This is a genomic window from Sphingomonas sp. UBA978 (assembly GCF_002292295.1).
Classification (GTDB): Bacteria; Pseudomonadota; Alphaproteobacteria; order Sphingomonadales; family Sphingomonadaceae; genus Sphingomonas.
This window is the reverse complement of record NZ_DBBS01000018.1, coordinates 16,403-40,547: the sequence shown is the minus strand read 5'-3', so window position 1 is coordinate 40,547 and position 24,145 is coordinate 16,403. Positions and strand designations below refer to the sequence as shown.

General features: G+C 69.5%; 20 protein-coding genes and 1 other RNA gene. 6 read left to right on the top strand and 15 right to left on the bottom strand.

Annotated elements, in window-relative coordinates; translation table 11 throughout:
- Window positions 1-15: 15 nt before the first annotated feature.
- Entirely contained in the window at window positions 16-2,193 is a 2,178-nt protein-coding gene (locus B2515_RS10050; RefSeq protein ID WP_293876077.1) for a glycoside hydrolase family 88 protein, read from the bottom strand.
- Between the two features lie 207 nt (window positions 2,194-2,400).
- Between B2515_RS10050 and B2515_RS10045 the strand changes: the two genes are divergently transcribed.
- Window positions 2,401-3,195, top strand: a complete 795-nt coding sequence (locus B2515_RS10045) for a FadR/GntR family transcriptional regulator (protein ID WP_293876076.1) — start codon at window positions 2,401-2,403, stop codon at window positions 3,193-3,195.
- Between the two features lie 22 nt (window positions 3,196-3,217).
- On the opposite strand, the gene B2515_RS10040 is transcribed toward B2515_RS10045, so the two are convergent.
- From B2515_RS10040 to B2515_RS10030, 3 genes are read right to left on the bottom strand one after another with little or no spacing between them, the layout of a single operon-like run.
- On the bottom strand, window positions 3,218-5,023 hold the full coding sequence (locus B2515_RS10040; RefSeq protein WP_293876075.1) for a methyl-accepting chemotaxis protein: 1,806 nt from the start codon (window positions 5,021-5,023) through the stop codon (window positions 3,218-3,220).
- Complete coding sequence (locus tag B2515_RS10035) at window positions 5,023-7,083, bottom strand: TonB-dependent receptor plug domain-containing protein (RefSeq protein ID WP_293876074.1); 2,061 nt, start codon at window positions 7,081-7,083, stop codon at window positions 5,023-5,025. Before B2515_RS10035 ends, B2515_RS10040 begins: the two co-directional genes overlap by 1 nt.
- Window positions 7,080-7,598: a YfiR/HmsC family protein gene (locus B2515_RS10030; RefSeq protein ID WP_293876073.1), complete on the bottom strand. Its 519-nt coding sequence runs from the start codon at window positions 7,596-7,598 to the stop codon at window positions 7,080-7,082. Before B2515_RS10030 ends, B2515_RS10035 begins: the two co-directional genes overlap by 4 nt.
- Before the next feature lie 291 nt (window positions 7,599-7,889).
- On the opposite strand from B2515_RS10030, the gene B2515_RS10025 reads away from it, so the two are divergent.
- From B2515_RS10025 to B2515_RS10015, 3 genes are all read left to right on the top strand, one after another.
- The gene (locus tag B2515_RS10025) at window positions 7,890-8,087 is read left to right on the top strand and encodes a hypothetical protein (RefSeq protein ID WP_293876072.1); all 198 of its coding nucleotides are present in this window, start codon (window positions 7,890-7,892) and stop codon (window positions 8,085-8,087) included.
- 191 nt (window positions 8,088-8,278) lie between these two features.
- Window positions 8,279-10,729, top strand: coding sequence for an ATP-dependent helicase HrpB (gene hrpB / locus B2515_RS10020; protein WP_293876071.1), 2,451 nt, complete (start codon window positions 8,279-8,281; stop codon window positions 10,727-10,729).
- Between the two features lie 11 nt (window positions 10,730-10,740).
- Window positions 10,741-11,022, top strand: a complete 282-nt coding sequence (locus B2515_RS10015; RefSeq protein ID WP_293876070.1) for an ETC complex I subunit — start codon at window positions 10,741-10,743, stop codon at window positions 11,020-11,022.
- A 223-nt stretch (window positions 11,023-11,245) separates the two neighbouring features.
- Here the strand turns inward: B2515_RS10015 and B2515_RS10010 are convergent, their stop codons facing one another.
- Genes B2515_RS10010 through B2515_RS09995 form a run of 4 tightly spaced genes read right to left on the bottom strand, consistent with a single transcriptional unit; the run spans window position 11,246 to window position 13,941 of the window.
- The gene (locus B2515_RS10010; protein WP_293876069.1) at window positions 11,246-11,773 is read right to left on the bottom strand and encodes an NUDIX hydrolase; all 528 of its coding nucleotides are present in this window, start codon (window positions 11,771-11,773) and stop codon (window positions 11,246-11,248) included.
- Window positions 11,770-12,441: a TPM domain-containing protein gene (locus tag B2515_RS10005; RefSeq protein ID WP_293876068.1), complete on the bottom strand. Its 672-nt coding sequence runs from the start codon at window positions 12,439-12,441 to the stop codon at window positions 11,770-11,772. The genes B2515_RS10010 and B2515_RS10005 overlap by 4 nt, the downstream gene beginning before the upstream one ends.
- A 1-nt stretch (window position 12,442) precedes the next feature.
- Window positions 12,443-13,336: a TPM domain-containing protein gene (locus tag B2515_RS10000; protein ID WP_293876067.1), complete on the bottom strand. Its 894-nt coding sequence runs from the start codon at window positions 13,334-13,336 to the stop codon at window positions 12,443-12,445.
- 5 nt (window positions 13,337-13,341) lie between these two features.
- Window positions 13,342-13,941: a LemA family protein gene (locus tag B2515_RS09995; RefSeq protein ID WP_293876066.1), complete on the bottom strand. Its 600-nt coding sequence runs from the start codon at window positions 13,939-13,941 to the stop codon at window positions 13,342-13,344.
- A gap of 115 nt (window positions 13,942-14,056) precedes the next feature.
- On the opposite strand from B2515_RS09995, the gene mscL reads away from it, so the two are divergent.
- Window positions 14,057-14,500, top strand: coding sequence for a large conductance mechanosensitive channel protein MscL (gene mscL / locus B2515_RS09990; RefSeq protein WP_293876065.1), 444 nt, complete (start codon window positions 14,057-14,059; stop codon window positions 14,498-14,500).
- 38 nt (window positions 14,501-14,538) lie between these two features.
- Here mscL and B2515_RS09985 read toward each other — a convergent pair whose 3' ends face one another.
- Entirely contained in the window at window positions 14,539-14,970 is a 432-nt protein-coding gene (locus B2515_RS09985) for an RrF2 family transcriptional regulator (protein WP_293876064.1), read from the bottom strand.
- Between the two features lie 42 nt (window positions 14,971-15,012).
- On the opposite strand from B2515_RS09985, the gene ssrA reads away from it, so the two are divergent.
- Window positions 15,013-15,354: a transfer-messenger RNA gene (ssrA, locus tag B2515_RS09980) on the top strand.
- A gap of 172 nt (window positions 15,355-15,526) precedes the next feature.
- Here ssrA and B2515_RS09975 read toward each other — a convergent pair.
- The 6 genes from B2515_RS09975 to B2515_RS09950 all read right to left on the bottom strand — a co-directional run bounded on the left by B2515_RS09975 (window position 15,527) and on the right by B2515_RS09950 (window position 24,136).
- Complete coding sequence (locus tag B2515_RS09975) at window positions 15,527-17,068, bottom strand: MFS transporter (RefSeq protein ID WP_293876063.1); 1,542 nt, start codon at window positions 17,066-17,068, stop codon at window positions 15,527-15,529.
- A gap of 124 nt (window positions 17,069-17,192) precedes the next feature.
- Entirely contained in the window at window positions 17,193-18,308 is a 1,116-nt protein-coding gene (locus B2515_RS09970) for a glycoside hydrolase family 88/105 protein (RefSeq protein ID WP_293876062.1), read from the bottom strand.
- A 1-nt stretch (window position 18,309) separates the two neighbouring features.
- Window positions 18,310-21,318, bottom strand: coding sequence for a glycoside hydrolase family 35 protein (locus B2515_RS09965; RefSeq protein WP_349676243.1), 3,009 nt, complete (start codon window positions 21,316-21,318; stop codon window positions 18,310-18,312).
- Window positions 21,319-21,337: 19 nt separating this feature from the next.
- A complete protein-coding gene (locus B2515_RS09960) occupies window positions 21,338-21,652 on the bottom strand; it encodes an L-rhamnose mutarotase (RefSeq protein ID WP_293876060.1) in 315 nt (104 codons plus the stop codon).
- A gap of 73 nt (window positions 21,653-21,725) precedes the next feature.
- Entirely contained in the window at window positions 21,726-23,237 is a 1,512-nt protein-coding gene (locus B2515_RS09955) for a rhamnogalacturonidase (RefSeq protein ID WP_293876059.1), read from the bottom strand.
- Between the two features lie 137 nt (window positions 23,238-23,374).
- The gene (locus B2515_RS09950) at window positions 23,375-24,136 is read right to left on the bottom strand and encodes an SDR family NAD(P)-dependent oxidoreductase (protein ID WP_293876058.1); all 762 of its coding nucleotides are present in this window, start codon (window positions 24,134-24,136) and stop codon (window positions 23,375-23,377) included.
- Window positions 24,137-24,145 lie beyond the last annotated feature (9 nt).

The window sequence follows — 24,145 nt, the reverse complement described above, 5'->3', positions numbered from 1 at the left end:
GGCGCCCTTTTCATGTCAGCGTGGCGGCGTGAAGTCGGGTTTCTGCGCCATCACATAGGCGTCCCAAGTGGCGCGATCGTGGAAGTCGCGGCTCTTGCTCCACGTCGCGCCCATATAATAGACCAGCGGCCGGCCGGGCGTCACGCGGACCAGCACGATATAATTGTCGGCATCCTCGACCACGTCGGCGATCTGCCCGGGATCGACCATCACCGCGACCCCCATCGCGCCCTTGTCGGCGTCGGTCGGCGTCCAAAGGCTGAACCGCCCGCGCGCGCGATCCGCGGTGAAGGTGCCGGCCGTGGTCGTCGTCGGCTTCTTCTGGATGCCGATGCCGACCACCAGCGGCCCCGTTTTGTCGGAATGCAGCGTCGAGACCATGCGGGTGAAGTTGGTGCCGACCGGCAAGGTGAACCGCCGCGTCTCCCACACCTTGCGCACGACATCGACGGGCCAGGGGGCGTAATCGACCTCGAAATCGGCGGCGTCGGGGCCGTTCTTGAGGATGCGGTATGTCGCCCAGTTGCGCGACACCCAGAGCTTGTCGTCATACCAGATGCCGAGCCCGCCCGCGCCGCGGGTGGTGCCGGCATTGTAGAAATCGATGCCCTCGCCGTGATAGTCATGCTGCTTGCCGGTCTTCAGCTGGCGTTCCATGAACGGCCAGGGGACATGCTTGCCCCAGGCGTCGATCGCGCTGCTCGACGGCGGTTCCTCGCGCTGCAGCGCGGGGCCGTAGATGCGATGCGCGGTCCGGTCGTTCTCCCACAACAGGTCGTCGAACCGGTAGGGCGCATAGGCGACGCTGGCCCGCGCCGCGCGCTGGTCGGGCGGCGGCGGGGTGAGGGGCAGCGTGATCTTCGGCATGGCGACGCCATCGGGACCGGCCGGTGCCGCTCCCGCCTGCGCCACCGTCGCGGGATCATAGGCGAGGTCGATCATCGCCTGCCGCTCCGCCATCGCGCGCTCCCAATCGGCGATCCGCGCCGGGTCGGCAGGCCGCGGGGCGAGGGCGATCGGCAGGCGTGCCGGGCCGGCGGGGTCGCGCTGCGGCTCGGCGACGGGCAGGGTGATGACCGGCCTGCCAAGGTCCATCACCTCCAGCCCGGCGAGCAGGAAGGCGCCGCTGCCGTACAGCGCATGGTCCGACGCGGTCGACGGCACCGGCTGGTCGCCGGCCCGCTGCGCGAAACCGAGCAGGCCGTTCGGCTGGACCTTGCCCGCCAGTCCCGCCCAGGCGCGCTGCACCCGCGGCAGCCAGGTCGCGCGATCGAGCACGCCATGGTTGATCCCCCACGCCATTGCATAGGTGAAGAAGGCGGAGCCCGTCGTTTCCGGTCCCGGCGGATCTTCTGGGTCGAGCAGGCTGGCGGTCCACAGCCCGTCCTCGGCACGCTGCAACGGCGCCAGCGCCGCCATCATCGCGGTGAACGTCTCGACATAGCGTTGCCGGCTGGGGAATTTCGCGGGCATCGTGTCGAGCACGCGCGCGAGGCCCGCGACGACCCAGCCATTGCCCCGCGCCCAGAATACCGGCTTGCCGCCCGCGGTCCGGCGCCCGACGAAGCGTTCGTCGCGATAATAGAGGCGATGCTCCTTCGACCATAGCCGGTCGTAGGTGCGCCACCAGCCGGCATCCATCGCGGTCAGATAGCTGTGGTCGTGCAGCTGCGCCGCGGCGCGCGCGAAGACCGGCGGCGCCATGAACATCGCGTCCGCCCACCACCAGACGAGCTGCTTGGGCGCCGGCTCCACCCCCAGATACTGCCCGGTATAGTCGAGCCGCGCACGCAGCGGCGCGATCTCGCCCGCCTCGCCGGACCGGGCGTACAATTCCTGATAGACCTCGCCGATCGCGAGATTGTCGGCATCCAGCATGTTGTGCGCGGACCACGCCCCCAGCAGCCCGAAATTGTAATGCTCGGCGACGTCGCGCAGGTAGCGCCGCCCGCCGCTGGCATCCGACACCCGCGTCAGCCGCCCGAGCCCGATCAGGAAGGTCGCGGAAATCCAGTTGGTCGTTACCTGCCGGTGGGCGGTCGGCAGGTCGAGGCCCTGCGCCTTCAACGCGGCGATCTGCGCGGCGGCGGTGCGATCGAGCAGCGCCAGCACCTGTGCGCGATCGGGCAGGCGCGCAGGGTCGAAGCGCGGCGTCGCGGCGGATTGCGGGGCGCCCGCGAGGGGCGCGGCCATAATGCTCGACCCAAGCAGCAGGGCAATCGCGCCCGTCAGGCCGATACGGGAAGCGTGCATAAATGGGGTCCCTCCGTCCGGATCCGGCGATCGTCGCGTCGCCGGTCATCGCCCTGGACCATATGACCCGCCCCGGGGGGCTGCAATCGAAGTTGTCATATTTCTTGCCGTGCGATCGGCGCCCGGCGGGTCTGGTGGACGTTGGCGATGGCCGATGATATTCCGGCGCGGTCGTACGACAAGCGCGGGGAGGGGAATGCAGTGGCGGCAGGGGATCCATCGCTCGCGGACCGATTGTTCGACAAGCTGCTCGACCGCATCCAGTCGGGCGCGATGCCACCCGATTCACGCTTCCCGACGCAAAAGGAAATCGCCGAACAGGAACGGGTCAGCCGCACCGTGGTGCGCGAGGCGGTGGCGCGGCTGACCGCGCGCGGACTGACCCGGTCGCGGCAGGGGCTGGGCGTCTTCGTGTCGTCCAACGCCGCCTATGGCGCGTTCCAGATCATGCCCGATGAACTGGCCGAACTGTCGGAGGTCATCAAGCTGCTGGAGATGCGGCTCGCGATCGAGGCGGAGATGGCGGCCTATGCCGCGGCCCGGCGCACCACCGCCGACATCACCGCACTGCTCGACGCGCTGCGCCGGATGGACGCCTGCCACGACGACGCGGCAGCCGCCGCCGCGGCGGATCGCGACTTCCACACCGGGATCGCCCGCGCGACGCAGAACGATTATTACGTCCGCCTCATCGACTTCATCGGCCTGCGGCTTGTGCCCGCGCGCGACCTCTATCTGCGCGACCAGCCGCCGCAGGCGCATGCCGATTATGCCGCGCTGGTGCGCGCGGAGCATGAGGCGATCCTCGATGCGATCATCCGGATGGACCCGGTCACCGCGCGCGAGGCGGCGCGGCGCCACATGCAGGAAAGCCTGACGCGGCATTCGCGGCTCAGCGCCGCCTTCGCCGCCCCCCGCGCGGTCGGCGCCAACGACCGCTGACCGCGCGCGCGGCTCGCCATGTTCAGCCCGCCAGCAGCCGGTGAGTAAAGGCCTGCGCGTCGGTCGCGAGCGTGGTCAGCGCCTGATCCAGCGTGGCGCTGGCGGCGCGCAATTGCAGCACCGCATCCAGATTGTCCTGCACCGACGTATTGATCCGCTCGCTGGCGCTGGCCAGCGCGGCGGTCTGTTCGCGCACCTCGCCGATCCGGTCGTTGAGGCGGTCGATCGACGTCGTCTGCTCGCGCGACATCGTCGCGACGCGTTCGGTGATCTGGTCCATGCCGGCGATCAGCGCGGTCAGGCTGCGCGTGTTCGACACGACGTCGGCGATCTGTTCCTGCATCGCCTCGATCTTGTCGCGGGCCTCGTGCGTGGACACGCCGGTGCGGCCCGACAGCGCCTTGATCTCGGCGGCGACCACCGCGAACCCGGCACCCGCCGGGCCGGTATGCGCCGCCTCGATCGAGGCGTTGAGCGCCAGCAGGTTGGTCTGTTTGGCGATCGCGTCGATCACGTCGACGATCTGGGTGATGGTGACGGCCTTGTCCTGCGACCGGCCGACCGCGTCGGTGGCGCTCTCCGCGTGGCGGGTGATCGCGCGCGCCGCCTGCCGCGTGCCGGCGACCTCGCGGTCGATATCGACGAAGGTGCGCGCCAGCGAATCGGTCGCCGCGCTGGCGTCGTGCATCTCTTCGCTGAACAGACGGGCGATCATGTCGAGATCGTTCGCCAGCCGCCGGTCGCCGTCGGTGGAGCTGTTCAGCTGCTCGGCATGCCGGTCGAGCTGCGCCATCGCCTGTTGCGCCTGATGGATCGCGCCCGACACCTTGTCCTCGAACGCCTGCGCCAGTTCGGCGAGGTCGCGGCGACGGATCTCCGCCGCTTCCTCGCGGGCGCGACGGACCGACAGGATGCGGCGCTCCTCCTGCCGGCACGCCTCCTCGCGCAGCGACACCGCCTCGCGCTCGAGCCGTTCGGCCTCGCAGCGATGCTGGTGAAAGCCCTGCAGCGCGGTGACCATCTGGCCGAGTTCGTCGCCGCGGCGCAGGCCGGCGAAATCCGGTGCCTCGCCGCGCATCACCGCATCGGTCGCCGCGGCGATGCCGGTGATCGATCGGACGGTGGACCGGCTGATGACATAGGCGACGACGATGCCCAGCGCCGCGACGATCAGCGCGCCGCCGATCATCGCCAGCATCGTGACGCGGGTGGTGAAGGCGGTGTCGGCGGCATTGGCCTCGGCGCGCTCCATCCCCGTCGCGGCAAGCCCGCGGATCCGCTGTTCGACGCGGCGGGCATGCACGCGGAACGGCGCGACCATCGCCGCGCTGCTGGCGAAATCGATTTCCAGCATCGACGTGATGACCCGCACCGTCTCGCCGTAGCGATCCAGATCGGCGAGCACGGCGTCGACCGATGCTCGGTGGTCGGCATGGTGGCTGCGGAACGCGCGCAGGCTGCTGCGGACCGTATCGAGGTCGCGCGCGATCATCGCCGCCTGACGCCCGACGTCGGTCGACTGGTTAGCGGCCTTGGCGACCAGCAGGCGGTAGACGGCCGAATCGACCGATTCGAACCGCAGCGTCATCGCGCTTAGCCGGCTGACGTCGCGCATGTCGCCATGCACGATCCGGTCGACGCTGCGATCGGCGATGAGCAGCGCGGTGCTGCCGATCGCGACGATGAACACGACCAGCGCCAGCATCAGCGCCGGCGCTGCCGCCACCTTCGCGACGATCGGGCGATCGGCGAGCCGGGTCAGCCGTTCGATCCGGTCCGCATACCCCGCCAGGACGGACCGCGGCGGCGGATCGGGAACGGGGTCCATCAGAACGTCGCCCGCAGTCCGCCGCGGACGCGGCGATCCGCCGGGATCGGCGAGACGGCCGCACCGCCGGCGAGCGTCAGGTTCTCGCCGGCCACGAACACCTCGATCCCCCGCGACAGGCGGAACCCAAGCCGTGCGTCCAGCGCGATCGCATCGGCGACGTGGAACAGCTTCACCACCGCCAGCGGCACTTCGGGCGCGAGGGCGAATTGCTGCGTCGCGCTGGTGTAGCGGAGAATGCCCGTCGCCAGCCAGCGAGCGCCGCCGTCATAGCCCAGTTGCACGTTGACCTTGTGCGTCGGCGTGGTTAGCGCGGGCTGGACCAGTATCGGCGACAGGGCATTCCGGTTGTCGAGGTCGCTGCGCGTGGTGGTCCAGGTGTAGTTCGCGCGCCAGTCGAGCAGGGCGAGGCGACCCGACAGCGTCAGTTCGGTGCCGAAGGTGGTGTAGTCGCCCGCGGCATAATAGCGTTCGACGATCACCGGACCGGGCAGGAACTGCACCTCCGTCAGTTCGGACGGGACCTCCGACGGGGGAGCGATCGCCCCGTTCGTATGCGCGTAGAAAGCCGTCGCCTCGCCGCGGATGCCGCCGCGCCGGTCGCTGTAGCCGATCTCGGCACTCCAGGTGCCCGTCGGGCGGATGTTGGGCGATCCGGCGACGATCAGCGACGCGGGCAGCGGCTCCGGCAGGGCGACCTCCAGCCGGAACGCGTAATTGGTCAGCGACGGCAACTGGTAGCCGAGCCCGCCGTTGATCCGCAGCTGGCCCTCGATCCCGGTGCGGACGAGCACCGCGGCGTTGAAGCTGACGCGGTGGAACGCCTGCCGGTAGCTTGCCGGATCGTCCACCGCCGGCCGCGCGATCGCGCCGGACTGGTAGAGCCACAATTGATCGAGCCGCACCGCGGCGGTCGTCGTCATGCGCCCGGTCGGATGCAGGTCGACCATCGCATTCGCCGAGGCGACGTTATAGCCGACGATATCCGCATATTGGGCATTGCTGGCGAGGTGGTTGTTGCGGAATTCGAAGCCCAGCCGCAGCGTGTCGTCCGCGCCCAGCCGGTACAGTCCCGCTGCCTTGCCGACCATGATCCGGTTGGACAGCGTCAGGCCGCGCGCGAGGCCGCCGATGCTGCCGTCAGTGCCGTAATCGGCATCCAGCCAGTCGACGAAGCCGCTGAACGCGAGGCCGCCCCATTCGGTATCGTGCGTCATCCCCGCGCGCAGGTTGTAGCTGCGGTAGAGCTGGTTGGAGAGCAGCTGCGTCGGCAGGAACTCGACCTGGCGGCTGAGGTCGTAGCCGCCGCCGAGGGTGGCCGTGGTCGCGCCCGATGCGGCGTCCAGCGCGGCTGCGACATGATCCGCCGCGACCGTGAACCGCGGGCGATCGAGGATCGTCGCGGGCACCCGCCGCTCGTCCTCGCGCAGCCGCGACGCGGTCACCTTCGCGCCGACCCGGTCGGTCACCGGCACATACAGCGAGGCCGCGACCCGGTTCATGCCATGGTTGCCGGCGCTGGCCTCCGTCCGCAACGCAGTCGTGTCGCCGGGTCTGCGGGTGATGATGTTGACGACGCCGGTGGAGGCATTGAAACCGTACAAGGCGCTCGCCGGGCCGCGCAGCAGTTCGATCTGCTGGATATCCTCGCTGGCGACGCCGAGCAGGTTCCAGTTGGTCATGCCGTAATGGTCGAGATAGACCTGACGGCCGTCGACCAGCACCAGCAGCCGCGCATTGTAGGTCTGCACGCCGCCGCGCACCGCCACGTCGCTCTGCCCCGCGGTCCAGCGGTTCACGTCGATCCCGGCATAGGTCTTGAGCAGGCTCGGCACATCCCGCGCCGGCGACCGCGCGATCTGTTCGGCGGTGATGACGATCATCGATCCGGGCAGTTCGGACACGCGCTGCGGCTTGCCGGTGACGCTGGTCGTGACCGGTTCGCCGATCACGTCCTGCAGCGCGGAATAATCGATCGCCTGCGCATAAGCGGTCACGCAGGAGGCGAGCAGCCCCGCGACGGCGGTGGCGATGGCGGTGCAGACAGTGTGCACGGTCATATCTCCTTGACCAGCATCAGGAAAGCCGAGCCGAACCGGGCATGGACGGCGCGGGCGGCGACGCGGTTGACGGTGATCTGGACGCGGGTGCCCGATGTGATGCCGACGACGCAGCGCGCGGCCTGGACGCAGGCGGGATCGGAGGTGATCGTCACCACCGCATGGCGCCGCGCGGCGGCGGCGATGTCGTCGTGCGCGCCGCGCAGGCCGGCGGTGACGAAGGCGGCGCGATAGCCGCGCAGCCCCTCGAGGGCGGTGACGGGGACGCGCCGGGTCCGGACGAGCGCGCCACCGACGGCGACGCCGCCGCCGACCGCGCGTTCGATCGCGACCGCGTCCGCGAGCGAGGCGGCGTTATCCGGGGCGACCACGATGGCGACCTGGGTCGGGCCACGGGGCGCGGGGAGGAGGAAGGTCAGCACGCGCGTCGCGATCGGCACGCTCAGTTCGGCCCGCAGCGGCGCGGCGCAGGCGAGGATCAGCGTCGCGGCCCGCAGGATAGGCGCGATCCTCACAGCGCGGCGGAATCGCGGGGCGCACGAGCGATCGTCGCACGGCGGGATACGGACCGACGACCGTCCCCTATGCGCCACCGGCCGCGGCAATATGGGGTACTGGTGTCTCCATCACGTGCCATGTCCGGTGATCCACAGAGAGGTCGTCTGTCCGCATCGGTACGATTATGTCTATAATGGACAGTTAACGCTATTATCCGTTTGGGGGGAATGTCGACGGGGGCGTGGGCAGGCGGCCGTTAGCCATGTTCCGGCCTGCCATCGCGCGGCGGATGCTGCTATCGGTCCGCCATGCTCAGGACACGGCGCAAGCGACAGACGGCGGAGGCGGAACGCGCGGTCGTTCGCCTCGCGGAAATACGGGCCTCGGTGGCGGCGCTGGCCGACGACGACCTGCTCGACCTCGCCGATATCTTCGCGGGCGATACGCCGACGCCGCTCGGGGCGATCGCTGCTGCCGAAATGGCGAAGCGCAACATCAGTCTGTGATGTCCGGCGGCGCGGAGTGCCGCACGGTTTTCCCATCGTCAGGCGAGGGTCCCGCGACGGATTCGGCCCCCGCCCGGACATGAACGACATCGCCGATGCGGGCGCAGCGGCATGATCTCCAAGCAGATCGCGCAGCACGACGGCGCGCGCCGGTCGCGTCGCGCACCGATCCATGGCAAGGGCGCGGTGCCGTGACCGACCTGCCGATCCTCGCCGTCCTTCCCGACCTGCTCGCCGCGCTGGGCCGGCGCAGCAATGCCGTGCTGGTCGCGCCGCCGGGTGCGGGCAAGACCACCGCGGTCGCGCCGGCGCTGCTCGACCAGCATTGGTGCACGGGCGAGGTGCTGGTGCTGTCGCCGCGCCGGCTCGCGGCGCGTGCGGCGGCGGAGCGGATGGCGGCGCTGGCGGGCGAGGCGGCCGGCGGCACCTATGGCTATGCGACGCGGATGGACAGCCGGCGATCGGCCGCGACGCGGGTGACGGTGGTGACCGAGGGCATCTTCGTCGCGCGCATCCAGGCCGATCCCGAACTGGCGGGCATTTCCGCCGTGCTGTTCGACGAGGTCCACGAACGCAGCCTCGACGGCGATTTCGGGCTGGCGATGGCGCTGGATGCGCAAGGATCGCTGCGTCCCGACCTGCGGCTGGTCGCGATGTCGGCGACGCTCGACGGCGCGCGTTTCGCGGCGCTGATGGCGGAGGACGGGGCGGGCGCGCCGGTGATCGAGAGCGAGGGGCGCAGCTATCCGCTGGCGCTGCGCCACCTTGGCCGCAGCGGCGACGCGCGGATCGAGGATGCGATGGCGGCCGCGATCCGGCGTGCACTGGGCGAGGCGGAGGGCGGGGTGCTCGCCTTCCTGCCCGGCGTCGCCGAGATCGAGCGGACCGCGGAGCGACTGGCGACCCTGCCGGAGGATATCGTCATCCATGAACTGCACGGCAGCCTCGATCCCGCCGCGCAGCGGGCGGCGATCCGGCCCGAGCCGGACGGCCGGCGCAAGCTGGTGCTCGCCACGTCGATCGCCGAAACCAGCCTGACGCTCGACGGCATCCGTATCGTCGTCGATTCGGGGCTGGCGCGCCGCCCGCGCTACGACCGTGCGGCGGGGATGACGCGGCTGGTGACCGAACGCGCCAGCCAGGCGGCGGTGACGCAGCGCGCCGGGCGGGCGGCGCGGCTGGGGCCGGGCGTCGCCTATCGCCTGTGGGAAGAGGCGGCGACCGGCGGCCTGCCGCGCTTCGACCCGCCGGAGATCCTCGAGGCGGACCTGTCCGGGCTGGTGCTGGCGGCGGCGCTGTGGGGCGTCGGCGATCCGCGCGACCTCGCGTGGCTCGACCCGCCGCCGGCCGCGGCGGTGGCGGAGGCACGCGAGCGGCTGGCGGCCCTGGAGGCGATCGACGGCGACGGGCGGCCGACCGCGCACGGCCGGCGCATCGCGGCGATGCCGATGCCGCCGCGGCTGGCGCATATGCTGCTGCGCGCGGCGACGCTGGGGCAGGGGCGGATCGCGGCGGAGGTCGCGGTGCTGCTGTCCGAACGCGGCCTCGGCGGGGTCGACGCCGATATCGAGACGCGGCTGCGGCGCTGGCGCGGCGAGCGCGGCACCAAGGCGGTGGCGGCGCGCAAGCTTGCCGAGCGCTGGGCGAAACTGGTCGGCGGGGACGGCGGCGATGCGGAGGGGGTCGAGGTGGCGATCGCGCTCGCCTTCCCCGACCGGATCGCGCGGCGCCGCGACGCGAGCGGCGAACATTGGGCCTCGGTCGGCGGGCGCGGCTTCCGGCTCGACCCGACGACGGTGCTGGCCCGTGCCGAATGGCTCGCGGTCGCGGACACGCAGGGCGCCGCATCGGGTGCGCGCATTCTCGCCGCCGCCCCGATCGACCTCGCGACGATCGAGCGGCTGTTCGGCGACCGGATCGAGACACGGCGGACCGCCGACTTCGATCCGGCGTGCGGCAGCGTCACGACGTTGCGCGAACGCCGGCTCGGCGCGCTGCGGCTGTCGTCCGGCCCGGATGCGCAGGCCGATCCCGCGGCGGTGGCGGCGGCGTTGCTGGAGGGGGTGCGGACGCATGGCCTCGCGCTGCTGCCGTGGAGCGCGGGGGCCGAGGCGCTGCGCGCGCGCGCGACCTATGCCGGCGTGCCGCTCGACGCGATGATGGCGGAGCGGCTCGACGAATGGCTGCCGGCGCTGCTGGCGGGACGGCGGCGGCTGGATGCGATCACGCCGGGCGCGCTGACCGATGCGATCCGCGCCCTGATCGGCTGGGACGCGATGCGGCAGGTCGATTGCCTCGCCCCCGCCGATTTCACCAGCCCCGCCGGCAGCACGCACGCGATCGACTATGCGGCGGAGGGCGGGCCGAAGGTGGAATTGCGCGTGCAGGCGCTGTTCGGGCTCGCCGAGCATCCCGTGATCGGGTCGGAGCGGGTGCCGCTGGTGCTGAGCCTGACCTCGCCCGCCGGCCGGCCGATCCAGACGACGCGCGACCTGCCGGGCTTCTGGGCGGGCAGCTGGACCGCGGTCGCCAAGGAGATGCGCGGGCGCTATCCCAAACATCCCTGGCCCGACGATCCTGCCGCCGCATCGGCGACGCTGCGCACCAAAAAGGCGGATGCGCGCGCCGCCGGGACGCGCTAAAGGGCCAGTCTATGCCTACCGCCCGTATCTTTCAGCGCCCCAAGAACGCGATGCAGTCCGGCAAAGCCCGGACCCATACGTGGGCCCTCGAATTCGAACCCGCCGAGGCCAAGCAGCCCGATCCGCTCACCGGTTGGGCCGGCAGCGGCGACACGCGCGAGCAGGTGAAGCTGAGCTTTCCGTCGCAGGACGCGGCGATCGCGTACTGCGAGGCACAGGGCTTCGACTACGAGCTGACCGCCGCGCCGGAGCGCAAGCTCAAGCTGCAGGCCTATGCGGATAATTTCCGCTAGGTAGGAGACGGTTCGCGCGAAGACGCGAAGACGCGAAGGGGTCGCGTGCGTCGATGCGGTTCTCTTTGTTCCTAATGTCCCAGCCTATCGGAACGGGGCGATGCGGTCGTCACGGGTCGAACGGCTTTGCGGCCTTCGCGTCTTCGCGTGACAATCCTCGCTGGCCTCACCCAACGTCGGCTGCGCCGTCTCCTCCTTCCCCGCGGAAAAGGGAAGGGGGTGGTTACTCCCCGCCGAGTTCCGCCAGCAGGCCGCCACCCAGGAGCAGCAGCATCTTCGCGTCGATCGCCACGCCGGCGCGCCGCTTTTCGGCGACGAAGCCGGCGACCGCGTCCAGCGGGACGCGATGGACGGTGATGTTCTCGTCCGCGTCGCCGCCGCCGTCGCCGGTGCGGGTCAGGCCGGTCGCGACCACGAGGGTGAAGCTTTCCGACGTCATGCCGGGCGACGCATAGAAGTCGCCGCGCTCCTCGACGATCGCGGCGTGATAGCCGGTTTCCTCCTCCAGCTCGCGCCGCGCCGCGTCCGCCACGCTTTCGCCCGCGCTCTCGTCGCCGACGAGGCCGGCGGGCAGTTCCAGGCAGTTGCGCCCGAGCGGGACGCGATACTGCTCGACCAGCAGCAACTGCCCCTCGCCGTCGATCGCGAGGATCACCGCGGCGGCGATCGAGCCGACGCGCTCGGCATATTCCCACGTGCCGGCGGTGCGGACCGACAGATATTTGCCCTTCCAGGGGGTGGCGATGGTCATAGTTCGATCAGTCGGTCCGGCAGTTCGTTGGTGTCGTTCGTGCGCGGCGGGACATGCTCGGCGAGCACGACGCCGATCCGGCGCACCGCCTCCGCCATGCCGTCGCCCGGCCGGCCGTCGCGCGTCGCCGCGATCAGCGCCGCCATCGCATCGCCCCAGACGTCGGGCGCGACGCGGGCGTGGATCGCGGCGTCGGCGATGATCTCCGCACGGTGCTCGTCCAGCGACAAATAGAGCAGCACGCCGGTCGCATCGCGGGTGCGCGCCTCGGCACTCGCGCGGAACAGCGCCAGTGCGCGGGCGTGGACGCGCCGGGCCTCGGTGCTGCCCGGGGTCAGCGCGAGCCGCAGCGGCATCCAGGCGAGGACGACGCGGACGAGCAGGAAGGTGACGATCAGCAGCACCAGCGCGACGGTGAACAGGCCGCCCGGCGCCGGTGCGCCCTCCCAGGGATCGGCGACCAGCCCGTGCAGCCAGATCGCCGCATCCGGCCGGAACGCCAGCAGCGCGAGAACGAACAGCATCGCCAGCACCGTCCAGTGCAGCGCGACGTCGTGATATGTGTCCGATCGCCGCGCGACGATGGTGACGATCTCGCCCGCGGTGTGGCGTTCCGCCGCGGCCACCGCCGCCGCGACGCTGGCACGATCCGTGTCGGTCAGCCGCATGTCACCAGCTCCCCGAGGCGCCACCGCCCCCGAAATCGCCGCCACCGCCGCCGGTGAAGCCGCCGCCGCCCCAGCTGCCGTCGCTGCCGCCGCCGGAGCTGCCCCCGCCACTCCAGCCACCGCCGCCCGACGAGCGGCCGATCTCGTTGGCGATGCTCCACAGGACGATCGGCAGCGCGCCGCCGTCGTCGCTGCGATAGCGCGTGCCCCATGGCCCGGCGCGCCGCTTGCCGCGGAACAGCGGCACCAGCACGAACAGCAGGATGATGGCGCAGGCGATCAGGCCGAACGGTACGCCGCCGCCATTGGACGCCGAGGAGCGGCGATGGGTCTGGTCGAACTGCCGGGTCGCCGCATCCAGCCGCGCCTGCGCTTCCTCCGGGGAGGCGCGCAACTGCTGGGCGATCGCATCGGTGCCGGCGGTCATCGCGCCGGCGATGTCACCGGCTTTCAGCCGCGGCATCATGTCCCGGTTGATGATGACGCTGGACAGAGCGTCGGTCAGGATCGGTTCCAGCCCGCGCCCCACCTCGATCCGCGGACCGCGACCGCCGGCCGGCTCGTTGGGCGCGATGAACAGGATTGCACCATTGTTGACGTCGTTCAGCCCGACTCCCCATGCCCGGCCGAGCTTGTAGCCATAGTCCTCGAGCGGATAACCCTGCAGGTCGGGGATCGTGGCGACGACCAGTTGGCGCTTCGTATCCTTCTGCAACGCCTCCAGTTTCGCGGTCAGCGCGGCCTCCGCTTCCGGCGGCAGGACGTTTGCCGCGTCGACGACGAGGCCGGTGAATTTGGGGAAGGTCTGCGCGGTGGCCGGCGTGACGATCATCCACGCCAGCACCAGCAGCATCGCCGCCCGCGCGAACGCGAGCATGCGGAGGGGCGGGGTCATGCCCGTCAGCCCGCATTCCCGAAGTTGACGCTCGGGGCCTGTTCGGCGCCCGGCGTCGTCGCGGCGAACGGGGTCAGCGGCTTGGCACCGTAGAAGATGCGCGCGCCGACCGCGTCGGGGAAGGTGCGGATGCGCGTGTTATAGGCCTGCACCGCCGTGTTGTAGTCGGTGCGCGCGATCGTGATGCGGTTCTCGGTGCCCTCCAGCTGGCTCATCAGCGTGGTGTAATTGCCTTGGCTCTTCAGCTCGGGATAGGCCTCCTGCAGCCGCTGCAGCGACAGCGTCACCGCGCCCTGCGCGCGCTCGAACGCCTGCATCTTGGCGGGATCGGTCAGCTGGTCGCCGCTGAGCTTGACCTGGTTGGCGCCGGCGCGCGCCTGCGTCACCTGTACCAGAATGTCCTTTTCCTGCGCGCCCGCGGCCTTCACCGTGGAGACGAGGTTGGGGATCAGGTCGGCGCGCCGCTGATACTGGTTCTGCACGTCGGCCCAGCGCGCCTTGGCATTTTCCTCGGCGGTCGGCACGGAATTGATGCCGCAGCCGGCCAGCGACACCGACGCGGTGGCGGCGAGCACGAAGGCGGCAATGGGGCGACGCGACGACATGAAATCAACCTCCTGGACGATCTGTCCTATCCATATAGGACAGTGAACGGGCTTGGCGAAGGGGGAATCGCCGCTTACGCTCGCGCCGGGGACGCAACGAGGGAAAGCGGCGATCATGCTCAAGGAATTCAAGACATTCATCGCACGCGGCAACGTGCTCGACCTTGCCGTCGCGGTCATCATCGGCGCCGCCTTCGGCAAGATCGTCACCTCGCTGACCGAGGACGTCATCATGCCGGTGATCGGCAAGCTGTTCGGCGGGCTCGACTTTTCGGGATATTTCCTGCGCATGGGGCCGGTGCCGGCAACCTATACGGGATCGCTGTCGGACTATGCCGCGCTGAAGAAGGCGGGTGTGCCGCTGCTCGGCTATGGCGAGTTCATCACCCAGGCGGCGAACTTCGTCATCGTCGCCTTCATCATCTTCCTGATCGTGCGCGCGGTGAACCGGCTGATTCCGAAGGCGGAAGCGCCGGTCGCGGCCGCACCGGTCGAACCGGCGGACGTCACGCTGCTGCGCGAGATCCGCGACGAGCTGAAGGCGCGCCCGCGGGTCTAATCCTGTCCCTCGTTCCCCGTAAGTCGGGGGGGCGAGGGTTACGCCGCGACCAGCTGCTTCGCGGTCGCGTCGGCGAGGCTGGTGCCGTCGAGGATGCGCGCCGTCTCGTCGCGGACGCGCATCATCGCGTGGCGGATCGCGCAGTCCGCCTCGCTCTTGCAGTCGAGGCAGGGGCGATAGGCGGTGCGGCTGACGCAGGGGACCAGCGCGAGCGGCCCCTCGATCACGCGGATCACCTCGCCCAGCGAGATCAATTGCGCGGGACGGGAGAGGACGTAGCCGCCCATCTTGCCGCGCGTGCTGGTCAGCAGTCCGGCGTCGCGCAGGTCGGCAAGGATCAGCTCAAGGAACTTGCGCGGCACGTTCGCGGCGATCGCGATCCGCCCCATCGGGATCGGCGGCGTGGCGGCGGGTGCTTCGGCGAGGAACAGCATCGCGCGCAGCGCGTAGCGGGAACGCTGGGTCAACATGATCGATGGCCTATGGCCCGATAATGTGGCGAGCGAAAGGCGCGCATTGCAGTGGCTTGAACCCCGGCCTATATGGGGCGTGCCGGCTTCCAGCTGGCTATGGCGATAAACGGTGGCGTCGCATAGACGCAGCGGACCCGGGGGCAGTACCCGGCGGCTCCACCACCGCAGCTGAGCGATCAGATGCGATGACGGGGCCGAACTAGGATCGACGTGTGTTGAAAAGCGCTGTCTTTCGCTCGGAATGGGACCACCGCAACGGCCCATTACACAAGTGCCAACGATAACGAAGCACTCGCGATTGCGGCGTAACTGAGGGCCTAACGGCCTGAGGTTATTCCAAGATTACGCGGTTGGACCCACCGGGCAACAGAAGGGATTCCAGCGGTACGGGGAGCACCGGGCAACAGAAGCTCCCCACCTCATTTTCGATATGGCCGGTCTCGCCTCGTCATTGCGAGCGCAGCGAAGCAATCCAGGACGTCCTGGTCCGGCCCTGGATTGCTTCGCTGCGCTCGCAATGACGAGATGGACGGCGAGCGACGCGCTCGCCCGATCAGCGTTGCGGGCCCGCCACCGGGTTGTTCCCCCACAGCCGGTCGTACGACCAGCCCGACAGGTCCACCACCACCCGCGCATGATCCTCGTCCACCGGCTGGCGCGCGCCGCCGCGGAAGCGTTCGATCTCGTCGAGCAGGATCGCATGGGTGCGCGGGTCGAGGCGGAAGCGGGTCGACACCAGCACGCCGAACACCAGCATCGCGATCGTGCCGAGGCCGAGCACCCCGACGATCGCGGCGATCGCCTGCGGGCTCTGCGTCGTCGCCTTGGACACGAAGCCCGACGCCTGCATCACCTGCCCGACCAGGATCACCGCGAGCGCCTGGCTCATCTTGCGCACGAAGGTCATGACCCCGGCGAAGGCGCCCTCGCGGCGGCGGCCGGTGACGATCTCGTCGACGTCGGCCATGTAATTGTAGGTGGCCCAGGGGATGTAGTTGAGCGCGCCGCGGCCGAGCCCGGCGAACACCACCGGCAGCCAGAACAGCGCCGAGGTCGCGGTATAGCCGGCGGCATACATGGCGAGGAAGATGACGACGCCGATCGCGAAGCTCAATGCCGCGAAGCGATAGGCGGCGGCGGGCGACAGGCGCAGCGCGAAGTTGATCGCCAGCACCACCGCGATCAGCTGGACGATATAGGTAACGCCGACCAGCTGCCCGACGATCGCGGTCGATCCGGCGAGCGCGAAGATCACGAAATAGGTGAAGGCCGCATTGTAGATGTCCTGGCTGATATAGCCGCCCAGATACATGCCGAGGTGCAGCCGGAACGCGCGGATGCGCAGCGTCGAAAAGAGGTTGCGGTACAGGGCCGCGAAGGCCGCCGCGAGCGTCGGCTTGTCGCGCGCCTCCGCTTCGGCGAGCTCGGGCGGACGCTGGCGTTCCCAGCTGAACGTATAGAGCAGCCCGGCCGCGCCCATGAACAGGATCGAGAAGATGATGCCCATGTACAGATAGGTGTCGGGGCTGTCGGGACCGAGATACGCGATCAGCCACGCGGGCAGGAAGGCCGCGGCGATGGCCGAACACTGGCCGCACAGGATGCGCGCGCCGGCGAACTTCGCCTTGGTCTTGTAATCGGTCGCCATTTCGCTGGCGAGCGTCTCGTACGGGATGATCTCCATCGCATAGACCATCTCGAACAGGACGTAGGTGACGAGATAATACCAGAAGCTCTGCCCGGCGACCCACATGATCGCGAACGACGGCAGCAGCGGGATCGCGGCGAGGATGAAGAACCGCCGCCGCCCGAACCGGCGCCCCAGCCACGTCCGGCCGATATTGTCGGAGACATGGCCGATCAGCGGGCTGGTGAACGCATCGAGTACCCGCGCGACGCCGAAGATGATCGTCGCCTGCGCCGCGGAAAGGCCGCAGAAGCTGGTGTAGAAGATCAGGATCCACGTGCTGATGACCGCCATCGACCCCGCGCCGAGCACGTCGTTCGAGCCATAGGCGAGCAGATTGTACCAGCGCACCGGACGCGCGGGCGCGGTGGGCAGGACGGGCGCTGCGGCGATCGGGTCGGTGGCCATATGCTCTCCTTTGGCCCCTCCTCTTCAGAGGAGGGGTTGGGGTGGAGGAGTCGTGAACGTCGGTCTCGGTGAGACGTCCCCCACCCCCAACCCCTCCCCCGAGGGGGAGGGGCTTGTGTTCGCGTCAGATATAGGTGCGCAGGAACTCGCCCAGGGCGACCATCGCGAGGCTCTGGCCGTAGGGCATCGAGGTGAGCGCGATATCCTTGTAGAATTGCTGCGTGTCGCCCATCGCGGTGCCGAAGCTGACCTGCTTCAGTTCGCCCGCCTCGTCGATATTGGCGAGCACGCCGCGCACCGCCTTGATCCCGACCGCCTCGTAATGGCGCGGCAGATAGCCCTTCCGCACGCCCTTCAGGATGCCATAGGCGAAGCCGGCGGTCGCCGACGCCTCCAGATAGCTGGTCGGGTCCATGATGAGCGTGTGCCACAGGCCGGTCTCGGCATCCTGCGTCTGGCTGAGCGTCTTCACCTGCGCCTCGAGCGTGTCGATCAGGAAGGTGCGGAAGGCATCACCCTGCGGCAGATCGAGGATCTCGATGATCTCCGGGATCGCGATCGTCACCCAGCAATTGCCGCGCGCCCACAGCGCCTCGGCGAAATTGTGCCGGCCGTTGAAGTCCCAGCCGTGGAACCAGAGACCGGTCTTCTTGTCGAACAGATATTTGATGTGGACGAGGAACTGGCGCTTCGCCTCCTCGATATACTGCGGGCGGTTCAGCAGCAGGCCGATCTTGGCGAGCGGCAGCACCGACATCATCAGCGTGTCGTCCCACATCTCACCCGGATTCTCGTCGTTGTAGACGATGTGCTGGAACCCGCCCTCCTCGGTCTTGGGCAGTCCGTCGGGCGCCATCAGCCATTCGGCCCAGGTATCCAGATACGGGATGTAGCGCGGATCGGGCTCGTGCTCGTAAAGATAGGCGAGCGTGATGAACGGCGCGACGGTGTTGATGTTCTTGGTCGGCGTGCCTTCGGCGAAGCGATCCTCGAACCATTGCTTGATGATCGCGAGCGCGGCCTTGTCGCCGGTCTGCTCGTAATAGCGCCACATCCCGAACAGGCCGACGCCGTGGGTCCATTCCCAGCCGGCCCAGCCCTTGGTGTCGATGATCCGGCCATCCTCCAGATGGAGCAGGAATTCGCCGGTCTCGTCCTTGATGTTGACGAGATTGTCCATCAGCTTGTGGATGGCGGTCGTGACCTCCCCGCGGGGGATGTCGTGGGTGAGGGCGGCCAAGTTACTTCTCCTGGATGAGTTGGTCGGGGCGCGACGGCCCTGCGACCGGGGCTATGGACAGGCCGCCGCGCACGGAGCGCAGCGTGACGAGCTTCACGGGTTCCAGCACGTCGCCGGGCGCGCCATCGCTGGTGACGGCGAGGGCGATCGTGTTGCGGCCGTGGTGGTCGAGTATGCCTTCCGGGATCGGGAAGACGCGCTGCGGGCCGACATGGGCGATGAACTGGCCCATGTTCCAGCCGTTGACGAACAGCAGGGCGCGGTATTTCGCGACCGAGCGGGGCGTGGCCGTATCGCCGAACGCGACCGCGACGGTGGTGTCCTGCCCCTTCGGCAGGGCGAGGTCGACGCGGGTGCGATACCAGGTGGTGCCGGGCCGGACGGTGGCCGGTGCGGCCTGCCATGCGGCGTCGTCGAAGCCGGGCAGGTGCCAGCCGTTGCGCTCGCCATATTGGCCGCCGGTGTTGGCGACGCCGCGGGCGGGGTCGGGCAGGTCCTCGCCGCCCTGCTTGCCCTGGATCTTCCACGCGATCGGGATCGCGAAGCTGCGGCCGCCGGGGGCTTCGAGCGAGGCGGAGATCAGGCCGCGCGCCTCCTTGTGCGCGTCGTCGCTGTCGAGGTCCCAGTTATGGCCGTTGTTGCGGACCATGATGCTGACGACATGCTCGCCGGCGCCCTGCGCGGCGGCGGGCAGGTCGAAGCGCGCGGTGCCGGTGGTGATCGGGCGGGGCAGGCCGCCGGGCAGCTCGTCCTGGCCGACGAACTGGCCGTCGACCCAGACTTGCACCATGCCGGAGCCGCCCGCGCCGTAATAGAGCGCGATCTGCCTTGCATCGGGCGTGCCGGTGAAGCGGCCGCGATACCAGACGTCGCCGTCGTGAAAGCCATAGGCGTCCATCGACAGATTGGGCTGGCCGTCGGGGCGCGCGGTGATGCTGGCGTAGGGCTTGCCCTCCGCCGCCTGCCATGTGCTGTCGTCGAAGCCGGGCTGCGCCTCGGGCGAGCCATAGGCGGTGCGCCACGTCAGCGCCGGCAGGGTGACGGGGGCGGGGCCGGCGAGCGGGCGGGTGGCGATGCGGCTGCCGATCGGCGTGAGCGTCGTGGGGATGGCGGTGCCGTTCCAGCGCACCGACCGGATCGCCGCGGGCGCCCAGAGTTCGAGCGGGGTGCCCTCGCGCGTGTCGCCGGTGAGGGCGAGCGTGCCGCCCTTCACCGCGACATGCCGTACCAGCGCGGGTCCGCGAACCAGCGCCGGGCCCTGCCGCCAGTAGCGGACGGCCTCGGCCTCGTCGGCGAGGATCAGCGTCAGCGGCGGGCGTCCGCCACCCTCGATCCGCACCACGGCGCGGCCCTGATGCGGGTAGTTCAGGCGCAGGTCGCCCTTCGCCGCATCGAACCGGCTGGTCGCCTGTCCCTCGAGCACGCGTACCTGCGGCGCGGAGGCGTAGCGCAACACCGTCTCGCCGGTCTCGCGGGCGCGGCCGTAGAGCAGCATCAGGTCGCTGCCGTCGGCGCTCATCGCGGCCTGCAGTTCGGAGGTCGAATAGACCAGCCGCTGCTTGCCCACGGTCACGCCCGCGACGAGCCATTTGGCGTCGAAGCCGTTGAGGCGCATCGGCTCGGCGGCGGGGAAGGTGTAGCGGCCGTCGGGCAGGTCGGCGGTGATCGTGAAGCGGTCGTCGGTGGTCCCGTTCGACGGCTTGTGCGTCACCATCAGGAAGCGCGCGTCGCTCTCCGGATTCCGGTTGTGATAGACCTGCACGTTGGGCGACGACACGAGCGGCTCGCCGGCGGGCACCATGCCGGCGAGGTCGGGAACGGCGGCGATCAGGCCGCCCAGCTGCTTCATCTCCTCCGCCTTGGGGCGCAGTTCGCGCGCTTCGGAGATGGCGGCGCCGTAATCGTAGCTGGAGAACACCACCGGCGCGGGCAGCCAGCCCCAGCTGGTGCCGCCATAGCCCATGTAGACGCTCTGGATGTCGATGCCGTTGGCGAGGTTGGTGCCGTAGAAGACGCGCTGGAAGCGCTTGCCGCGCTGGATCGCGTTGCATTCGTAGCCGCCGTTCGACCCCCAATAGTCGAACCAGCCGCCGCCGAATTCGGCGAGGAAGGCGGGCGTGTCGGGCGAGGCGGAGGCACCGCCCTTCGCGCCGCCGGGGCCGTAATAGCCCCAGTCGGGCGCCGCCGATCCGCGCGTCGGCTTGCCCTCGACGGTGCAGGTGCCGCCGGGATAGCCGTCGAAGGCGTAAAGGTCGTTGGGGCCGTGCACCACGTTGGCGACCTTGGACGATTCCGGCACCCAATAGCCGTTGCGGCCCTGGTCGTTGTGGAACAGCGGCACGGTGATGCCGTCGGCGCGCGCCTTGGCGGAGAGATGGTCCATGTAGCGGCGCTGCGCCGGGGTGGTCAGCGCCAGCTCGTTCTCGATCTGGTGGAGGATGACGGTGCCTTTGTGGCCCTTGCCGTCCCCGTTGATCTGGTGGCGCGCGATGATCGCGTCGATCTGCGTCAGCCATTCGTCCGCCGCCGCCATATAGGCGGGATCGTCGGTGCGGGCGCGGCCGCGCTGGTTTACCAGCCAGCCGGGAAAACCACCGCGCGACAGCTCTGCATTCACATAGGGCCCGGCGCGGGTGATGACGTAGAGCCCTTCCTCCGCCGCCTCGCGCAGCACCCGGTCCATGTCGCGGATGCCGGTGAAGTCGTACACGCCCTGTTTCGGGCTGTGATAACCCCAGTCGAAATAAAGCGCGACGGTGTTGAATCCGCTCGCCTTCAGCTTCTGCAGCACGTCGCGCCACAGGTCGGGGCTGGGCAGGCGGAAGGGGTGGAATTCGGCGGACCAGATCACCTGCCGCTTGCCGTCGATCATCAGCGAGCGCGCGTCATAGCTGACGCGACCGAAGGTCCTGACCGGCGCAGCGAGATTCTCGGTGGGCTTCGCCACCTGCGCCTGCGCTGTGGTGGCGAGCAGGGTCGCGAGCGCCAGCGCAGCCGTGCTCCCGCGCAGGCAGGCGCGCATGGCGCAATCAATCATGGTGGAAGATCATCGGCAGCGGCGTCTCGACCGGGCGGTTGTCGGGCTCGACCTCCATCAGCGGGGCCATATAGTCCCACCAGCGCTTCATCACCGGATGGTCGGGCAGCGCGTCGCGATCATTGTCCTCGGCGAGCGTCAGCACCGCGAACAGCGACAGCGTGCCCTCGTCGAGAAAGATCGAATAATTGCCGATGCCGCTCTGCGTCAGCAGCGCCGACAGTTCGGGCCAGATCGCGTCGTGCCGACGGCGATATTCGTCGATCACGCCGGGCTTCAGCTGCATCTTGAATGCATGGATCGACATCAAACCCCTCCAGACCATTATATGGTATTGGTATGTAGGATTTGGTAAGCGGTTATCGCCCGGAGGTCAAACGCTAAGCGCGCCAGAACGGCGTGTTCGTGACCTTCACGTCGGCGGCATCCTCGACCCGGAACGGGGGGCGGGCGTCGGGCGTGGCGGTGGCGAGCGTCAGGCGGTCGATCGCCAGTCCGCGCGCATGCCGCACCCACAGGCCCCATGCCGGCGTGACCCCGAACATGCTGGGTTCGGGATAGGCGGTGGCGAGGTCCTCCGGCCGGCGCGCGGCGTCAGCAGCGGTGCCGCCGCCGGCATAGCGCAGGCGGACATGCCGCAGTTGCACCGCCTCGACCGGGTGACCGGGCAGGCCGGCGATCGTCGCGGCGAAGCGGTGGTCGATCCCGGTCGCATCGACCTGTTCGATCGATACGCCCCGGATCGCGCCGATGCCGGTGCCGGCGGGGCCGCGGCGGCGGTCGCCGATGCGCAGGAAAATCGGCGCGGTGGTGACGTCGCGCATCGTCAGGCGGCGGGCGACGACATCCTCTATGACGCCGCCGTCCACCGTCTCCAGCGCGAGGCCACGGCAATGGTGGAAGGTGCAATCCTCGATGAGGATGTTGCGATAGCCGCCGTTGCTCTCGGTGCCGAGCTTGATACGTCCGGTCGGGCGGTCGCGATCGGGCGCCGCGACCTGCGTCATGCGGTGGCTGCCGTCGAGCAGCGTGCCGAGGTCGTAGCCGCTGACCGCGCAATGGCGGATGACGATATTCTCCGACGGGATCGCGCGGCCGAGCGCGAAGCTGCTCTTGATGACGATCGCATCGTCGTTGGGGGTGTTGACGCGGCAGCGTTCGACGATCGTGTCGGCGACGCAATCGAGGTCGATGCCGTCGCGGTCGCTGTCGATCGACAGGTCGTGGACGTGCAGGCCGTGCGTGCCGGTGGCGAGGATGGCGAAATGGCCGCATTTCAGCATCGTGAAGCCGGACAGGCGAATGTTGCGGCCGTTCTTCAGCGCGATCCCCTTGTTGCCAAGGCCGTTCATGCGGGTGGCGTCGGGTTCGAGCTTTGCGATCTCTTCCGCGGTCATCTGCCGCATCGACAGCGGGCGCTCGCCGGTCTGCGCCTTCCACCGCGCGCCGGGGCCGTCGCGGGTGAGGCCGATGCCATGGATCAGGCCGGTGCCGGTGATCGCGACATCCTCGACGTCCTCGCCCCAGATCAGGCTGTTGCGCCAATGGCTGTGGCCGAAATCCTGATAGAGCTGTTCGCCATTGTCTTCGGGCAGGTCGTAGCCGGCGCCGGTCGCCGCCTCGATCACCGCGCCCTTGGCCAGCACGATCGTGACGCGGCTGCGCAGGCGGATCGAATAGCAGCGATAGCGGCCGGCGGGGATGGTGACGGTGCCGCCCTGCGGCCGGGCGGCGGCGGCCGCGATGGCGGCGTTGATCGCGGGAGAATCGAGCGCCGTGCCGTCGCCCTTCGCGCCATGGTCGCGGACGTCGATCATCGTCGCGGCATGGGCGGGGAAGGGGAGGAAGAGGGACCCCATCCCGAGGGCGGCGGCGCGGCGGGTGATGGTCATGTGATCCCTTGCCCCGTCCGCCTCCCCGGCGGAGGCCGGGGTCCCGTCGGGATGATGCGGGCGACGATTCACGAACGCCTGCCCGGCTGGGCCCCGACTTTCGCCGGGGACGCGGTGGAGGCGCGGTGCGGCATGGCCTATTGCAGGTTCACATAGGCGCCGCCGTCGACCAGCAGCGAGGCGCCGGTGACATATTGCGACAGGTCGGATGCGAGGAACACGGTCGGCCCGACGAGGTCCTCCGGCTGACCGAGGCGGCCGAGCGGGATGCGCCCCTCCATGTACGACCGCTTCTCCTGATCGGCGAGGTCGTCCTTGTTGATGTCGGTCAGGATCGTGCCGGGGAACAGCGAGTTGCAGCGAATCTTGTGCTTGCCGAGCGCGATCGCGACCGACTGCATCAGCGAATGCAGCCCCGCCTTGGTCGGGGTGTAGTGCGTCTGATATTCGCCGCCGACCAGCGCCGAAATCGACGACATGGCGATGATCGAGCCGCCGTCGCCCTGCTTCACCATCTGGTTCGCCGCCGCCTGCACCATGAAATAGGCACCGTGGAGGTTGACCTGCATCGTCCGTTCGAATGTCTCGACCGGCATGTCGAGGAAGGCGTGGAAGGGGCAGATCCCGGCGTTGTTGACGAACACGTCGACACGGCCGAGTGCCGCCACCGCCTTGGCGACGAAATCGGTCGCGGTGGCGGGGTCGGAGACGTCGCCCTGTACCGCGATGCCCTTGCGGCCCAGCGCCTCGATCTCGGCGACTGCGGCATGGGCGCCGGCGACGTCGCGGCTGAAGTTCAACGCGACGTCCGCACCGTGGCGCGCGCAGCCGATCGCCACGGCGCGGCCGATCCCGGCCGACGCGCCGGTGACCAGCACGGTCTTGCCTTCGAGCAACATGTTCTTCTC

Bases quoted from the DNA above. Each gene is read 5' to 3' on its own strand.
- B2515_RS10050 (WP_293876077.1), bottom strand. From the start codon at position 2,193: ATGGCCGCGCCCCTCGCGGGCGCCCCGCAATCCGCCGCGACGCCGCGC.
- B2515_RS10045 (WP_293876076.1), top strand. From the start codon at position 2,401: ATGGCCGATGATATTCCGGCGCGGTCGTACGACAAGCGCGGGGAGGGG.
- B2515_RS10040 (WP_293876075.1), bottom strand. From the start codon at position 5,023: ATGGACCCCGTTCCCGATCCGCCGCCGCGGTCCGTCCTGGCGGGGTAT.
- B2515_RS10035 (WP_293876074.1), bottom strand. From the start codon at position 7,083: ATGACCGTGCACACTGTCTGCACCGCCATCGCCACCGCCGTCGCGGGG.
- B2515_RS10025 (WP_293876072.1), top strand. From the start codon at position 7,890: ATGCTCAGGACACGGCGCAAGCGACAGACGGCGGAGGCGGAACGCGCG.
- B2515_RS10015 (WP_293876070.1), top strand. From the start codon at position 10,741: ATGCCTACCGCCCGTATCTTTCAGCGCCCCAAGAACGCGATGCAGTCC.
- B2515_RS10010 (WP_293876069.1), bottom strand. From the start codon at position 11,773: ATGACCATCGCCACCCCCTGGAAGGGCAAATATCTGTCGGTCCGCACC.
- B2515_RS10005 (WP_293876068.1), bottom strand. From the start codon at position 12,441: ATGCGGCTGACCGACACGGATCGTGCCAGCGTCGCGGCGGCGGTGGCC.
- B2515_RS10000 (WP_293876067.1), bottom strand. From the start codon at position 13,336: ATGACCCCGCCCCTCCGCATGCTCGCGTTCGCGCGGGCGGCGATGCTG.
- B2515_RS09995 (WP_293876066.1), bottom strand. From the start codon at position 13,941: ATGTCGTCGCGTCGCCCCATTGCCGCCTTCGTGCTCGCCGCCACCGCG.
- mscL (WP_293876065.1), top strand. From the start codon at position 14,057: ATGCTCAAGGAATTCAAGACATTCATCGCACGCGGCAACGTGCTCGAC.
- B2515_RS09985 (WP_293876064.1), bottom strand. From the start codon at position 14,970: ATGTTGACCCAGCGTTCCCGCTACGCGCTGCGCGCGATGCTGTTCCTC.
- B2515_RS09975 (WP_293876063.1), bottom strand. From the start codon at position 17,068: ATGGCCACCGACCCGATCGCCGCAGCGCCCGTCCTGCCCACCGCGCCC.
- B2515_RS09960 (WP_293876060.1), bottom strand. From the start codon at position 21,652: ATGTCGATCCATGCATTCAAGATGCAGCTGAAGCCCGGCGTGATCGAC.
- B2515_RS09955 (WP_293876059.1), bottom strand. From the start codon at position 23,237: ATGACCATCACCCGCCGCGCCGCCGCCCTCGGGATGGGGTCCCTCTTC.
- B2515_RS09950 (WP_293876058.1), bottom strand. From the start codon at position 24,136: ATGTTGCTCGAAGGCAAGACCGTGCTGGTCACCGGCGCGTCGGCCGGG.